The 15,270-nt window shown below is 39.6% G+C and carries 14 protein-coding genes; 9 read left to right on the forward strand and 5 right to left on the reverse strand.

Annotated features, from left to right (window positions below; all coding sequences use genetic code 11):
• Positions 1 to 25: 25 nt before the first annotated feature.
• From DK865_RS17420 to DK865_RS17455, 8 genes are all read left to right on the forward strand, one after another.
• Entirely contained in the window at positions 26 to 1,249 is a 1,224-nt protein-coding gene (locus tag DK865_RS17420; protein WP_373931495.1) for an aromatic amino acid transport family protein, read from the forward strand.
• A gap of 28 nt (positions 1,250 to 1,277) precedes the next feature.
• Complete coding sequence (locus DK865_RS17425) at positions 1,278 to 2,480, forward strand: MalY/PatB family protein (protein ID WP_109392439.1); 1,203 nt, start codon at positions 1,278 to 1,280, stop codon at positions 2,478 to 2,480.
• A 333-nt stretch (positions 2,481 to 2,813) separates the two neighbouring features.
• The gene (locus DK865_RS17430) at positions 2,814 to 3,062 is read left to right on the forward strand and encodes a YhdT family protein (RefSeq protein WP_023582900.1); all 249 of its coding nucleotides are present in this window, start codon (positions 2,814 to 2,816) and stop codon (positions 3,060 to 3,062) included.
• Positions 3,052 to 4,497, forward strand: coding sequence for a sodium/pantothenate symporter (gene panF, locus DK865_RS17435; RefSeq protein WP_023582901.1), 1,446 nt, complete (start codon positions 3,052 to 3,054; stop codon positions 4,495 to 4,497). The genes DK865_RS17430 and panF overlap by 11 nt, the downstream gene beginning before the upstream one ends.
• A gap of 23 nt (positions 4,498 to 4,520) precedes the next feature.
• The gene (gene prmA / locus DK865_RS17440; protein ID WP_099660017.1) at positions 4,521 to 5,402 is read left to right on the forward strand and encodes a 50S ribosomal protein L11 methyltransferase; all 882 of its coding nucleotides are present in this window, start codon (positions 4,521 to 4,523) and stop codon (positions 5,400 to 5,402) included.
• Positions 5,403 to 5,723: 321 nt separating this feature from the next.
• Positions 5,724 to 6,695, forward strand: coding sequence for a tRNA dihydrouridine synthase DusB (gene dusB / locus DK865_RS17445; RefSeq protein WP_023582903.1), 972 nt, complete (start codon positions 5,724 to 5,726; stop codon positions 6,693 to 6,695).
• A gap of 20 nt (positions 6,696 to 6,715) precedes the next feature.
• A complete protein-coding gene (gene fis, locus DK865_RS17450; protein ID WP_004245342.1) occupies positions 6,716 to 7,012 on the forward strand; it encodes a DNA-binding transcriptional regulator Fis in 297 nt (98 codons plus the stop codon).
• Between the two features lie 247 nt (positions 7,013 to 7,259).
• Positions 7,260 to 7,526: a DksA/TraR family C4-type zinc finger protein gene (locus DK865_RS17455; RefSeq protein WP_023582904.1), complete on the forward strand. Its 267-nt coding sequence runs from the start codon at positions 7,260 to 7,262 to the stop codon at positions 7,524 to 7,526.
• 96 nt (positions 7,527 to 7,622) lie between these two features.
• Here DK865_RS17455 and DK865_RS17460 read toward each other — a convergent pair whose 3' ends face one another.
• Entirely contained in the window at positions 7,623 to 9,359 is a 1,737-nt protein-coding gene (locus tag DK865_RS17460) for a pyridoxal phosphate-dependent decarboxylase family protein (RefSeq protein ID WP_109392440.1), read from the reverse strand.
• 693 nt (positions 9,360 to 10,052) lie between these two features.
• On the opposite strand from DK865_RS17460, the gene DK865_RS17465 reads away from it, so the two are divergent.
• Positions 10,053 to 10,502: a hypothetical protein gene (locus DK865_RS17465; protein WP_109392441.1), complete on the forward strand. Its 450-nt coding sequence runs from the start codon at positions 10,053 to 10,055 to the stop codon at positions 10,500 to 10,502.
• An 80-nt stretch (positions 10,503 to 10,582) separates the two neighbouring features.
• Here the strand turns inward: DK865_RS17465 and deoD are convergent, their stop codons facing one another.
• From deoD to deoC, 4 genes are all read right to left on the reverse strand, one after another.
• Positions 10,583 to 11,299, reverse strand: a complete 717-nt coding sequence (deoD, locus tag DK865_RS17470) for a purine-nucleoside phosphorylase (RefSeq protein ID WP_023582906.1) — start codon at positions 11,297 to 11,299, stop codon at positions 10,583 to 10,585.
• A gap of 77 nt (positions 11,300 to 11,376) precedes the next feature.
• Positions 11,377 to 12,603, reverse strand: a complete 1,227-nt coding sequence (gene deoB / locus DK865_RS17475) for a phosphopentomutase (RefSeq protein WP_036914011.1) — start codon at positions 12,601 to 12,603, stop codon at positions 11,377 to 11,379.
• Positions 12,604 to 12,669: 66 nt separating this feature from the next.
• A complete protein-coding gene (gene deoA, locus DK865_RS17480) occupies positions 12,670 to 13,992 on the reverse strand; it encodes a thymidine phosphorylase (protein WP_036913972.1) in 1,323 nt (440 codons plus the stop codon).
• Between the two features lie 69 nt (positions 13,993 to 14,061).
• The gene (gene deoC, locus DK865_RS17485; RefSeq protein WP_023582908.1) at positions 14,062 to 14,841 is read right to left on the reverse strand and encodes a deoxyribose-phosphate aldolase; all 780 of its coding nucleotides are present in this window, start codon (positions 14,839 to 14,841) and stop codon (positions 14,062 to 14,064) included.
• Positions 14,842 to 15,270: the final 429 nt, after the last annotated feature.

Genomic DNA, 15,270 nt, shown 5'->3' on the forward strand with positions numbered 1-15,270 from the left:
ATTAACTCGATTTGATAATACCGATATGGGGTGGATTATTATCAGTATCGGTATGGCAATTGGTGCAGGTATTGTCTTTTTACCCGTACAAGTTGGCTTAATTGGGTTATGGGTATTTTTACTCTCTTCTATTATTGGCTACCCTGCCATGTACCTCTTTCAACGCCTATTTATTAATACCCTTGCCGATTCTAAAGAATGTAAAGACTACCCCAGTGTTATCGAAGGCTATCTTGGTAAAAACTGGGGCATGTTTTTAGGTTTACTTTACTTCTTAATGTTGGTGATATGGATTTTTGCTTATCCGACCGCACTGACCAATGATACCGCCTCTTATTTACACACCTTTGGTGTCACAGAAGGATTGCTGTCAGAAAATCCATTCTATGGTCTCATTCTTATCTCATTTCTCGTATTAATTGCATCACGAAGCGAAGAGCTATTATTTAAGATCTCAAGCTTTATGGTGTTATCTAAATTATTGGTTGTATTTGCGTTAGGTGTCATGATGATCAGCATGTGGGATTTATCGAAAAATATCGATACTTTCCCACCTTTTAGTCTATTAATTAAAAACGCCATTATTACCTTACCTTTTACGCTCACATCAATACTCTTTATTCAATCCCTTAGCCCGATGGTCATTTCTTATCGTGCTAAAAATAAATCGATTGAAGTCGCTCGCTACAAAGCCTTAAGAGCCATGAATATTGCTTTCGGTACACTATTTTGTGTTGTCTTCTTCTACGCGGTTTCTTTTACCTTTGCCATTGGACATGATGAAGCGGTTAAAGCTTATGAACAGAATATTTCTGCACTGGCGATTGCAGCACAATTTATTGAAGGTGATGCCGCTAAATATGTGACTCCCGTTGGCGTTGCACTCAATATCTTTGCGTTAATGACCGCATTCTTTGGCGTTTATCTCGGCTTTAAAGAAGCAGTACAAGGCTTAGCTATGAATGCCCTTACTCGTATTATTCCCGCAGAAAAAATCAATCAGAAAGTCCTCTCACTCTGTATTGTCATTTTCACTGTGGTCATTGCATGGGGCGCTATTGTTCTTAATCTTCCGGTATTAATGTTCACTTCAATATGTAGCCCTATTTTCGGGATTGTGGGTTGCCTTATTCCTGCTTATTTAGTTTACAAAGTCCCCTCATTACACCGTTATAAAGGTGGATCACTGTATTTGATTATCTTTACGGGCATCCTGCTTTGTATTTCCCCTTTCTTAAAATTTATTTAATTAAATTAGATGTATTAAAGGCTTAACCATGAAATATAACTTTGACGAAATTATAGATAGAAAAGATACCGATGCTTTAAATTATGATGGTTGGCGCCAGTATATTTTTAAAGCAGATAAAGACGCGCAATTTGCCTTTGCTGATAATGAGTTTATCAGAATGTGGGTCGCAGATATGGACTTCTCTACTCCACCTGAAGTGCTTAATGCGATTAAAGCCCGCCTTGATAGAAAAATATTAGGTTATACCAAAGTGTATGATGAAGAGTATTACCAAATCTTTAAAGATTGGTGCCAAAGACATTATGATTGGGAAATAGATCCGCGTGAAATTGTATTATCACCGGGCATTATTCCTGCATTAAATCGCTTAGTACCTTTATTAATAAAAGAAGATGAAAGTATCCTTATTCAAACACCTTCTTATACACCATTTAAACAAGCGGGAGATTATAATTCTCGCCAAGTGATCTATTCTGATTTATTAGAAAAAGACGGTGAATACGCTGTTGACTTTACCGACATGGAACGCAAAATCAAAGATAAGTCACTCAATATTAAACTCTTTATTTTATGTAATCCTCAAAACCCAACGGGTAAAGTGTGGACAGATGAAGAGCTAATTAAGATGGGGGAACTCTGTGTTGAAAATGATATTTGGATGATATCAGATGAAATACATTGTGATTTATTACGTAATGGCGTGACGCATACACCTATTGCTAAACTCTTCCCTCATTATGAGAAAATCGTAACTTGTATGGCACCGAGTAAGACATTTAATCTTGCAGGTAATCTAATGTCTCATATCTTTATTAAAAATAAAGAGATAAAAAAAGAGTGGCTTCGTCTGTATGACGACTTTATTTCACCATTAAGTTTAGTTGCAACAAAAGCCGCTTATTCTGAGTGTGATGAATGGTTAAAACAACTGAAAAACTATCTTGATGATAATTTCAAATTAGTAGAAGAATTTGTTCATACGCATTTTCCAAAAGCGAATTTTAAAATACCTGATTCAACCTATTTAGCATGGATTAATTTGACAAATTATTTACCCGAAGATGTCGATAACCAACAACTTTCACTCTATTTTGCCAACAAAACAGGCATTTTATTAGAAGGTGGAAATATGTTCGTTAGTAATGGTGATAACTATATTCGAATTAATCTTGCTTGCCCTCGCGCCATTATCAAAGAGGGATTAAAAAGAATAAAAAACGCCCTTTAATTTTTAATTTATTGAGATGAGTAAACCCAAGAAGAGCACCACACTTGATCAATTTATGTCAGTGTCTGCTCTTCTTTTTTCTTATTTCAATTGTATTATCCCCCCTATTTATGACGACTATTTCAACACTTCATTTCTTGATTAAGATATAAATCTATCTCTATTTTTCTTATTCCATTAAATAGAATTCAAACATTAATCCTTTTAAAACAATAAGATAATCTATTTTTAATATTCCATCATGACTTTGTGATTAATTTTCACTGAATCAATACTCACTTTCCCGTACAATCCCCCCATTCATTTTTAACCCTATTAAGATTGGGAGAACAGATGGACAAACGTTTTGTTCAGGCCCACAAAGAAGCCCTTTGGGCCCTAATTTTAACTTTTATGTATTTGTTGGGTTGGTTAATTACCGCCTATTTACCTGATAACACACTAGGCATTACTGGTTTACCTCTTTGGTTTGAGCTCTCATGCTTATTCCTACCTGTTTTGTTTTTTCTGTTGTGCTATCTGATGGTGCGCTACTTTTTCAAAGATATGCCGTTAGGAGATGAGCATGACGATGCAAACTGAAGTCATAGTGCCACTAATTGGCTACCTTCTTCTGGTCTTTCTACTGTCGGCGTATGCTTATCGTAAGCGCGAAAAAGGCGAGTTTCTTAACGAATATTTTCTGGGTAACCGCTCAATGGGTGGCTTCGTACTCGCCATGACTATCACTGCAACTTATGTCAGTGCAAGTTCCTTTATTGGCGGGCCAGGCGCTGCCTATAAATACGGTATTGGTTGGGTATTACTTTCGATGATCCAGCTTCCCGCTATTTGGCTCTCGCTGGGTGTTCTAGGGAAAAAATTTGCTATTTTAGCGCGCCGTTATAATGCGGTTACCTTAAACGATATGCTCTATGCTCGTTACAAAAGTCGTTTCCTTGTCTGGTTTGCCAGTTTAAGTCTGTTAGTCGCTTTTGTCGGCGCAATGACAGTACAATTTATTGGTGGGGCACGTCTACTAGAAACCGCAGCCGGTATTCCTTATGAATTCGGCTTGCTGATCTTTGGGATCTCCATTGCGCTGTATACAGCAATTGGCGGATTTAGAGCCAGCGTATTAAATGATGCCTTACAAGGTCTAGTGATGTTGCTTGGTACCTTTATTCTTTTGTTTGCCATTATCTATAAAGCCGGTGGATTAGATATTGCGATACAAAAACTCAATACCATTGATCCTGCATTAACCTCTCCTCAAGGGGCCGATGGAATTTTAAGTGGTCCATTTATGGCATCATTCTGGGTACTTGTCTGTTTTGGTGTAATTGGCTTGCCACATACTGCGGTACGTTGCATCTCTTACAAAGACAGTAAAGCTATGCATAAAGGGATCATCATTGGCACAATCGTAATGTCATTATTGATGTTTGGTATGCACTTTGCTGGCGCATTAGGTCGAGCGATCATTCCTGATCTGACTGTGCCTGATCAAGTTATTCCAACATTAATGGTTGAAGTATTACCGCCTATTGCTGCCGGTATTTTCCTTGCGGCACCTATGGCCGCCATTATGTCAACGATAAATGCACAACTGTTACAATCGTCAGCAACGTTGGTCAAAGATCTCTATCTCAATATTGCTCCACATGCGATCACCAATGAGAAACGTATCTCTCGCTTATCAAGCCTTTCGACCTTGATTTTAGGTGTGTTATTGCTGTTTGCAGCATGGAACCCACCATCAATGATTATTTGGCTTAACTTACTCGCTTTTGGTGGCCTACAAGCTGTTTTCTTATGGCCTTTAGTGCTCGGGCTTTATTGGCAAAAAGCTAACCGTTATGGTGCTATTGCGGGCATGATCACAGGTGCCACACTCTATGCAGCCCTTGCGACATTTAATATCCAGATAGCGGGATTCCACCCTATTGTTCCATCACTGTTGTTGAGCTTAGTCGCGTTTCTTGTGGCTAATCGATTTGGAGAGCATACTCTGCCTCAATCAGCATCATTACAGTGAATTCGTTTTTAAAGAGACTAATTATGCCTTGGATACAATTAAGACTTAATGCAACCGCCACTAATGCAGAAGCTATTGGTGATGAATTGGTTGAAAGCGGTGCCGTGTCAGTGACTTTCCAAGATAGTCACGATACCCCTATTTTTGAACCTTTACCGGGTGAAACTCGTCTTTGGGGTGATACTGACGTTATCGGTTTATATGATGCAGAAACTGACATGAAAATCGTGGTGGCGATGCTAGAAAATACGCCATTACTCGGTCAAGGCTTCCTGCATAAAATTGAACAACTCGAAGATAAAGATTGGGAACGTGAATGGATGGATAACTTCCACCCAATGCGTTTCGGTGAGCGTTTATGGATTTGCCCAAGCTGGAGAGAAGTGCCTGATCCTAACGCCGTAAACGTCATGCTAGACCCTGGTCTTGCATTTGGTACTGGTACCCACCCTACTACCTCATTGTGCCTTCAGTGGCTTGATGGCTTAGATTTAGCGGGTAAAACCGTTATCGACTTCGGTTGTGGATCTGGCATTTTAGCTATTGCGGCATTAAAACTAGGTGCAGCAAAAGCAATTGGTATTGATATCGATCCTCAAGCTATCCAAGCAAGTCGTGATAATGCACAGCGTAATGGTGTTTCTGACGCTCTCACACTGTATCTTGCAAAAGACCAGCCAGATAACCTCAGTGCCGATGTTGTCGTTGCGAATATTTTAGCGGGTCCATTGCGTGAACTTGCACCGGTTATCAGTACACTGCCTCGTCAAGGTGGACACCTAGGCCTTTCTGGTGTGTTAGCAACACAAGCAGAAGGTGTTGCCGCGGCTTATGAAGGACTATTTAACTTAGATCCTGTTGCCGAAAAAGAAGAGTGGTGTCGTATTACCGGTGTGAAAAAATAACACCGGCTAAATATTAACCAAAATGAGATAATCTCATCGCGTTAAAATTTCACTTAATTATTGTTTATCAGGCATTAATCACATTTTTGCCTGATAAACTCTACTTAGTTTCACTTGTTTATCAATTCTCTACCATCAATTTTTAATTTTTCAAAAATACATAACATTATGTTTTTATTGATTAAATAATCAATTTATAAAAAATCAAGTGTAAAGAAGTAACTTTTTTTCGCAATTTGGTTAAACTTTGTCCTTTCATATCTGGCAAAAAATGCGTAATATACGCGCCCTTGCAGTCACAGTTTGGCCCTCTTTTCATCTATGCGAATCGGACAGTATCAGTTAAAAAATTGCCTTATCGCGGCTCCCATGGCTGGCGTTACAGACCGACCTTTTCGGTCGCTTTGCTATGATATGGGCGCGGGTATGACAGTTTCTGAAATGCTTTCTTCCAATCCTCAGGTTTGGCAGACAGACAAGTCTCGATTACGAATGGTACATAGTGATGAATTGGGGATCCGCTCCGTACAAATTGCAGGAAGTGATCCCGTTGATATGGCGACCGCTGCGAAAATAAACGCAGATAGTGGCGCTCAAATTATCGACATTAACATGGGTTGCCCTGCAAAAAAGGTGAATAAAAAGCTAGCTGGTTCAGCTCTACTTCGTCATCCCGACCTTGTCGCAGAGATCCTCTCTGCTGTGGTTAACGCGGTAGATGTTCCTGTTACTCTCAAGATCCGTACTGGCTGGTCACCTGATGAACGTAACTGTGTAGAGATTGCCAAATTGGCTGAACGTTGTGGTATTCAGGCTCTCACTATTCATGGGCGTACACGTGAGTGTTTGTTCAAAGGGGAAGCCGAATACGACAGCATTCGGACAGTTAAGCAGAGTGTTTCTATTCCCATCATTGCGAATGGAGACATAACAGACCCGCTAAAAGCCAGAGCAGTATTAGACTACACTGGAGCCGATGCTTTGATGATCGGTCGCGCTGCTCAGGGAAGACCCTGGATCTTTCGGGAAATCCAGCACTATCTGGACACAGGTGAACTGTTGCCCCCTCTGCCGATTGCAGAGGTACAACAAATAATGCAAAAGCATGTGCGTGAGTTGCACGACTTTTACGGTCAAGGCAAAGGAACTCGCATTGCACGCAAGCATGTCTCTTGGTATCTCAAGGAACATGCCCCTGATGACCAGTTTCGGCGCTCCTTCAACGCCATAGAGGATGCCAGCGAACAGCTGGAGGCGTTGGAAGCATATTTCGAAAATTTTTTGCGTAAATAAATAAAAGAGCTGACAGAACTATGTTCGAACAACGCGTAAATTCAGACGTACTAACAGTTGCCACCGTAAATTCACAAGATCAGGTGACCCAAAAACCTTTACGTGACTCAGTTAAACAAGCACTGAAGAACTATTTTGCTCAATTAAACGGTCAAGATGTTAATGACTTATATGAGCTAGTATTGGCTGAAGTTGAACAGCCATTGTTGGACATGGTAATGCAGTACACCCGTGGCAACCAAACGCGTGCAGCGCAAATGATGGGCATTAACCGCGGCACACTGCGTAAGAAACTGAAAAAATACGGCATGAACTGATCCTAGTCAGTTAGGTCTATTTTTATAAAAAGCCTTTTCTGGGTTTCCAGAAAAGGCTTTTTTGTTGCCGCTGATCCGTTCTAACTGAGTATTTCTATTATAAATCAATTTAAATCGCGTTAGCTCTTTGAACATAAAACCACACTCTCACTTAAAGCGCCCTACTTTCCTCTTTATTTATCTGTTGATTTTTTCACCAGCGCCCCAATAATAGGGTTTATATTCACTGTTAACATAGGAGAATATAATGGCGAGTGGATGGGCTAATGATAGTGCGGTTCAAGAGCAAATAGATGCCACCATTGATGATGCTATTGCAAGAGCACGTAATCAAATGACGCAAGGTGAAAGTGCAGCGTTTTGTGATGAGTGCGGTGAACCAATCTCTAAGGCTCGGCAAAAAGCCGTTCCTGGTGTACGTTATTGCTTAAATTGCCAAGAGGCTATTGATAAAAAGAATAGTGCTTTTAGTGGATACAATCGTCGTGGCAGTAAAGATAGCCAACTCAGATAATCTGCAACTATTATCATATAAAACAAAAACTGTACCTTAATATGAGTTTTCTCTACTAAAGTACAGTTTGTTTTATTTAATCAGCCAATGATTTGATTAAATTTTTGCGACTTTCTTTGAGCTCATATTTTGACTCATTTCAGTTAAAATTTTCATGAAATTATCAATATGTGCGCGTTCAGTATTTGGGTTCATAAAGACCGCTTTTTCACCAGGAAGATAAATATAGCGGTTATTTTTTGCATATTTAGAACAAGCAATAGAATCAACCCAGTTAGTAAATAGGCCTTCTCTACCACGCTGCAAGAAAAGTTTTCTATGCCATTGTGTGTTATGAACCATAAAATCATACGCTTCTTTATCAGTCGAACATGTTAGCTCTAAATCAAAAGCAACATTAGGATCTTTGACTAAATTAGGATCATACAGTTTAAAACCAACACTTGGTCCTTGGTTTTGTGGCACGATCACTTTCGCATTACCCATCTCCAACAACTGATGACGCATATAGTTCGCATTTTGCAAACAGTGGGCAATAATGGTTTGGTAACCCTCAATACCCATATAGTGCATCGCAGAATAAGCACCAAAAATACCTACACCGCTACGTGTACATTCAATCGTTGATTGTAAGTGAGTTTGACCTTCTAATTCATGCTCAAAATAGGTGAAATTTTCAGGATCATTTTCAAGTGCGACGAAATCATTGCCGTTTTTCACCAGCACTAAACTTGAGGTATAGGGTACATAGCCCCATTTGTGGAAGTCGATAGTGATAGAGTCGGCATATTTCAGATGTTTGAATTTCTCAACATTCTGACGTAACCCTTCTAAAGTGACATCATTAATTGCTAGTGGGTTACTACTAAAGTCATATTCTAAGAAGAAAATGATCGGCCAACCAACCGCGGCATCAACGTGTACGTGTGGCTTAACAGGGATCTCGAACTCTTCACATAAACGGTCACGTAACTCACAAACACCTTTCACATCATCAACACCAAAGGTGTCTGTTGTTCCTGTCGTTAACATAATCGTTGGCACTTTACACTTAACAGTAAAGCACGCTCTTAATTCACGCTCTAAGTGTTCTAGATTAATGGTGTTATCTTCAGATACTTTAATGCGGATAGTTTTGTTATCGACATCAACCCCTAATAGGGCAAGGTTGGTCATATTTGAATAGTGACCACCTTGAGAGTTAATGATGCGATAGTCTTGATCTGCTGCCATACCTAAATGCTTAGAATTTGGCATGGATTTACGTAAGCCAAAAAGATAACCATATAAGTTACACATGGTGCCACCTTGAGTGAATACACCAGAGGCAACTTCAGGATCGTACCCTACCAATTTAGCGACTTTTTTAATCGTCACTTTTTCTAACGCATCAGCGACACCAGAATATTCACAATACACCATGTTAGGGTTGCCCATTAGTCCTAACATTGAACCATAAACACCGGGATCACTTGGCATTGCAATAACGTTTTCAACCGCTAATGGGTTTTCCCAGTTTTTACACAGTGTCGATACTAGCATCAGTAGTTCATTAGGATCGTTTTCTGGGTAATTAATGTTTTGTTGGATTTCCGTATCCGCCATTAAGCGATCGAATAGCTGTTGCCCATTTGAATAACGTTGTAATTGGTCATTATCATTGGTCGTTGTCTTTCTAAACTGTGTAATCGATTGGATTGTTTTATCCTGAAATATCGGCCAATACTTCGGATCTCGGCTGAAAAAGTGAGCAATAACGTCGTGGTATTTCTTCTCAAATTCCACATTCAGAATGTTAGCAGAAGATAGACCTAATAAATCTTGATTTTTCACTATATTCTCCAAATAGAAACCGACGAAATGTTAAATTGATTGCATAGCAATACTATACATTTTCTAATTAAATTAGTTAGTGCTTCATGCGATCACATTGGTTCTACCGACAACCACATAAAACAAAATATTTCATTTAATATCAATACAATAGAAATCTTCGGAAAGTTAAATTTACAGATGTTATTATTTCATTTATATGCTTATGTGATTGAGATCACAATGAAAATAAAGTTATAAACAAAAATAATCACCTGCAATACTATTAACTATTTGAAATATAATCAAAATATAATAATAAGATGCTAACCAACTGATATTACTGAACTCTTGATTTAATTAATTGAATTAATCTGTTATTTCCACAATTGGCGCAGCGAAAATTACATTTAATTTAATTACAAAGAACAAAATCAAACGAAATCACTATGATATTTTTCATAACCAGCAAATTAATTCTAATTTTAACTATTATTAGGTACAAAATATTGGATAAGGCTGAGCTTGCAGATAGTGCTTAATGAAAAAATAAATAAAGAAATCATCACGGTTGATTATTCTGGTAATAACAAAAATATTAGTTAAAATGAAAATTAGTCACCTAACTAAACAATCAGAATATTTACTCTACATATTTTGTGTTCTTTGCCGATACTTAAAGTAATAGAGTAGGTAATTAACGGAGAACACAATATGAAAGCACATATCGCTGTTGCTACTGTATTCGTATTATTATCCGCAAGTGTCCATGCTGAAGAATTTACCTGCCAACTTGAAAATGGTAAGTATGTCAGCGTGTTCGTTGAACATGGAAAGCCTCCTGTTTATCGCTATGGCACACTTGCTAAAACAGAGATAACACTCCCCGTGCCTCAGCAACCCAATAATAATGTCTTTTATGGACATCAGATGTTTGTTGCAGGGGCATCGACTTATATTCGTTTTAAGAATGGAAACTATAGCTATGTCGTTTATGACGGCGAAGGGAGAGGTTGGAATTTTAACGGTATCATTGTTTATAAAAACAATAACATTATCAGTAAAAAAGAGTGTAAAGAGCCATTAACACCGAGTCTAAGTAATATCAAAGATTATGCCATCAAAATGGACCCTTACTTAGAAACGTATATTTATGCTCCATAGTTTTTCGCTTTATTAATTAGACATAAAAAAACCCAATTTAAAAATTGGGTTTTTTATTTTTAAGCAACGAAATGTCTTGATTAGTCTTTTAATAACAGAACAGATTCTAATGCAATTTCAATCATTTCATTAAAAGTAGTTTGACGCTCTTCTGCTGTGGTCTGTGTCCCTTTCTTGATGTGGTCAGAGACAGTACAGATAGTCAGTGCTTTTGCGCCGTATTCAGCAGCAACACCATAGATACCAGCAGCTTCCATCTCAACACCGAGGATGCCGTATTTTTCCATTACATCAAACATTTCTGGATCTGGAGAGTAGAACAGATCAGCAGAGAAGATATTACCAACGCGAACTTTAATATCTTTCGCTTTTGCTGCATCAACAGCATTTTGAACTAATTGGTAATCAGCGATAGCAGCGAAATCTTGGTCTTTGAAACGCAGACGGTTAACTTTAGAGTCAGTACATGCGCCCATACCAATAACAACATCACGCAGTTCAACATCAGGTAATACTGCACCACATGAGCCCACACGGATGATCACTTTTACGCCAAAGTCAGTAATAAGTTCTTTCGCGTAAATTGAGCAGGAAGGGATACCCATACCATGACCCATTACAGAAACTTTACGGCCTTTATACGTACCTGTAAAACCTAACATACCACGAACATTGTTTACTTGACGAACGTCTTGTAAAAAAGTTTCAGCGATGTATTTAGCACGAAGCGGATCGCCCGGCATTAAAACGACATCAGCAAAATCGCCCATTTCTGCGTTAATATGAGGGGTAGCCATAATTCTTCCTTTTAATTGATCTTTTTACTATTTAAATATAATTCGGTAGGCATATTGCTATACCTACCGAAGTAAAATTAAAACATTGCTTTACCGTAATCGACTGGAGATAGACCGAAGTATTTAACAACAGTTTGACCGATATCAGCGAAGGTTTCACGATGACCTAATGAACCTGGTTTAACTTTTGGACCATAAACAAGAACAGGAATGTGCTCACGAGTATGATCAGAACCTGGCCAAGTTGGGTCGCAACCGTGGTCTGCTGTTAAGATAAGAATGTCATCTTCTTTTACCAGTTCCATAAGTTCTGGTAAGCGACGGTCGAATAACTCAAGTGCTTCACCATAACCTACAGCATCACGACGGTGACCGTAAGAAGAGTCAAAATCAACAAAGTTGGTAAAGACGATGGTGTTATCACCTGCAAGTTTCATTTCTTCAAGGGTCGCATCAAACAGAGCATCAATACCCGTTGCTTTCACTTTCTTAGTGATACCTACGTTTGCGTAGATGTCAGCAATTTTACCGATAGAAACAACGTGGCCCTGCTTTTCATCAACCAGTTTTTTCAACATAGTTGGTGCTGGTGGCTCAACCGCTAAATCATGACGGTTACCAGTACGAGCGAAATTACCCGGTTTGTCACCGATAAATGGACGCGCAATAACACGACCAATGTTGTAATCGCCTTTATTTAGTTCATCACGCGCAATTTCACACAGCTCATATAATTCATCTAAACCGTAAGTTTCTTCATGACAAGCAATTTGGAATACAGAGTCAGCAGAGGTATAGAAAATCGGTTTACCGGTTTTCATATGCTCTTCACCCAGTTCATCTAAAATCACTGTACCAGATGCGTGACAATTACCTAAGTATCCTGGTAATTTTGCACGTTTAACGATGTTGTCTAACAGTTCTTGTGGGAATGAATTTTTCAGCTCTTTGAAGTATCCCCAATCAAACAGAACAGGAACACCTGCGATTTCCCAGTGGCCTGACGGAGTATCTTTACCAGAAGAGATTTCACTCGCGTAGCCATAAGCACCGATAATATCTGCGTTTTTATCTAAACCAACAGGGAATTTACCGGTTGATTCTTCTGCAGCTTTACCTAGACCTAAACGGCAAAGGTTAGGTAAATGAAGAGGTCCTTTACGACCGTCTCTATCTGCTTTACCGTCAGCAAACGCTTGTGCGATATGCCCTAAAGTGTCTGAACCTTGGTCACCGAATTTCTCCGCATCACCGGCAGCACCGATACCGAAGGAATCTAATACCATGATATGTACACGTTTCATCATTCTCTCTCCTGTGTCATTCTCCGTAGGCTACGGATATGTCACTTATAAATCATAATTGAGTTCTTATTCGCTGATTTGGCGGTATACCATCGGTGAAGCTTCGCGTTTGCTGTCACCAATAACCATCGCTTTACGGACTTCAGCCGCAGCTTCTTGCCATGATTTTTCACTGTTAGCATGGATCATTGCTAAAGGTGTATCGGTATTGATTTCAGCACCAAGCGCTACGATGTCGCTTAAGCCAACACTGTAATCAATCGCATCAGTCGCTTTACGACGACCTCCACCTAATGTCACAACTGACATACCTAATGCACGTGTATCCATTTCTGTGATAAACCCTGCTTTCTCAGCGAATACAGGTTTACTTAATACCGCAGTTGGCAGGTATTTATTGTAGTTTTCAACAAAATCAGTTGGACCTTTCTGTGCCGCAACCATACGACCAAAGACTTCTGCTGCTTTACCGTTATCCAACACATCTTGTAGTTTTTGGCGAGCTTGTTGACGATCATCCGCTAAACGGCCTGATACTAACATTTCAACACACAGCGCCATAGTAACTTCGAATAGACGTGGATTACGATATTCACCTGTTAAGAATTGAACCGCTTCACGAACTTCAACCGCATTACCTGCACTAGAAGCTAAGACTTCATTCATATCAGTTAACAGTGCCGTAGTTTGACAGCCAGCGCCATTTGCTACTTGAACAATTGACTCAGCCAACTCTTCAGATTTTTGGTAAGTCGGCATAAAGGCACCCGAGCCCACTTTAACGTCCATCACTAATGCATCTAAACCTTCAGCTAATTTTTTACCTAAAATAGAAGCAGTGATCAGCGGGATTGAGTCAACTGTAGCAGTAATATCACGGGTCGCATAAAAGCGTTTGTCAGCAGGTGCTAATGAATTGGTCTGTCCGATAATGGCAACGCCGACATTGCGAATAATATCGCGGAATTTTTCATCATCAGGGAAAATATCAAAGCCTGGAATTGCTTCAAGCTTATCTAATGTTCCACCTGTATGACCTAATCCACGACCAGAGATCATCGGAACATAACCACCACAAGCCGCAACCATTGGTCCTAACATCAGTGAAGTTACATCACCCACACCACCCGTTGAGTGTTTATCAACAATTGGGCCGTTTAAATTTAAGCTTTTCCAGTTCAGCACTGTACCGGAATCACGCATAGCTAATGTCAAAGCAACACGCTCTGGCATCGTCATATCGTGGAAATAAATAGTCATTGCTAATGCAGCAATTTGACCTTCAGAAACAGTATTATCTCTGACGCCATTAATGAAAAAACGAATTTCTTCCTCAGTTAAAGGATGACCATCACGCTTTTTACGAATAATCTCTTGGGCAAGAAACACTGCAACCTCCTGGTTTTATAGCATTGGTAACGCCCACAATAAGAAAAGTGGGCGTATTTCACGAATGGATTAGTAACCACTAGACGATTTTTGTTCGCCATGACCTAAAGTGGCTAATAAATTACCTAGCAAACTTGACGCACCAAAGCGGAAGTGACGGGCATCAACCCAATCGTCACCCATAATGCGGTTAGCTAATGCAAGGTATTGAGCTGCTTCTTCAGCGGTACGTACACCACCCGCTGGTTTGAAACCCACTTCTTTGCCAACACCCATATCGTGGATCACTTGGATCATTAACTCAGCGCTTTCCAGTGTTGCATTTACAGGTACTTTACCTGTGGAAGTTTTAATAAAGTCAGCACCTGCTTTGATTGAAATTTCAGATGCCTTGCGGATAAGCGCTGGATCTTTCAGCTCACCCGTTTCAATGATAACTTTCAGTAAAGCACCCGCGTCTGCACAAGCTTCTTTACATGCTTTAACGATATCAAAACCGATTTGTTCGTTACCTGCCATAAATGCACGGTAAGGGAAAACCACGTCAACCTCATCTGCGCCATAAGCTAATGCCGCGTTGGTTTCTGCTAATGCGATATCTAAATCATCATTACCATGAGGGAAGTTAGTTACGGTTGCGATACGGACGTCTGGAGTACCCTGTTCGCGTAACACTTTACGTGCTAACGGAATAAAACGTGGGTAGATACAAATAGCGGCTGTATTGCCTTCTGGGCTTTTAGCCTGATGACATAATGCAGTCACTTTTGCATCAGTGTCGTCATCATTTAATGTAGTTAAATCCATCAAAGACAGCGCAAGGCGCGCTGCAGCGGTTAAATCTGTCATAAAACTCTCCAACGATGTTTCTCAAGCCCTTTTGGGCGTACGCTTAAGGTTAGCGATTAAATTTGTTGGCGAGCGGACTTGGTTCCTTGAAGATGTTGTTGTAACTTGCGCTACAACGACAGCTGAGCTCCCTCTCACCGCGCTATGCTCACTTCGGCGACCCGTCATTGAGCTTTCGCCATTCCATGAAGTTTCAGCACATCTTATTTGAACACGCTAAGGAACAATTAGATGTGCTTTGCGTCACACTAATCAAATGCAACTTGCAAACAACGACATAAAAATGTGACTAAAATCACAATTAAGTCATTTTCTGGTGTAATGTTACTCGAATAGCGTCTCTAAGTCGTCTTTATAACGCAAAAAAAAGTAATCAATATGAAATGATATCGTTATTGACTCGATTTAATACAAATTGCGAAATATCTC

Source organism: Proteus cibi, assembly GCF_003144405.1.
Taxonomy (GTDB): Bacteria; Pseudomonadota; Gammaproteobacteria; order Enterobacterales; family Enterobacteriaceae; genus Proteus; species Proteus cibi.

Coding starts and splice junctions, on each gene's coding strand:
- DK865_RS17420 (WP_373931495.1), top strand. CDS start 26: ATGGGGTGGATTATTATCAGTATCGGTATGGCAATTGGTGCAGGTATT.
- DK865_RS17425 (WP_109392439.1), top strand. CDS start 1,278: ATGAAATATAACTTTGACGAAATTATAGATAGAAAAGATACCGATGCT.
- DK865_RS17430 (WP_023582900.1), top strand. CDS start 2,814: ATGGACAAACGTTTTGTTCAGGCCCACAAAGAAGCCCTTTGGGCCCTA.
- panF (WP_023582901.1), top strand. CDS start 3,052: ATGCAAACTGAAGTCATAGTGCCACTAATTGGCTACCTTCTTCTGGTC.
- prmA (WP_099660017.1), top strand. CDS start 4,521: ATGCCTTGGATACAATTAAGACTTAATGCAACCGCCACTAATGCAGAA.
- dusB (WP_023582903.1), top strand. CDS start 5,724: ATGCGAATCGGACAGTATCAGTTAAAAAATTGCCTTATCGCGGCTCCC.
- fis (WP_004245342.1), top strand. CDS start 6,716: ATGTTCGAACAACGCGTAAATTCAGACGTACTAACAGTTGCCACCGTA.
- DK865_RS17455 (WP_023582904.1), top strand. CDS start 7,260: ATGGCGAGTGGATGGGCTAATGATAGTGCGGTTCAAGAGCAAATAGAT.
- DK865_RS17465 (WP_109392441.1), top strand. CDS start 10,053: ATGAAAGCACATATCGCTGTTGCTACTGTATTCGTATTATTATCCGCA.
- deoD (WP_023582906.1), bottom strand. CDS start 11,299: ATGGCTACCCCTCATATTAACGCAGAAATGGGCGATTTTGCTGATGTC.
- deoB (WP_036914011.1), bottom strand. CDS start 12,603: ATGAAACGTGTACATATCATGGTATTAGATTCCTTCGGTATCGGTGCT.
- deoC (WP_023582908.1), bottom strand. CDS start 14,841: ATGACAGATTTAACCGCTGCAGCGCGCCTTGCGCTGTCTTTGATGGAT.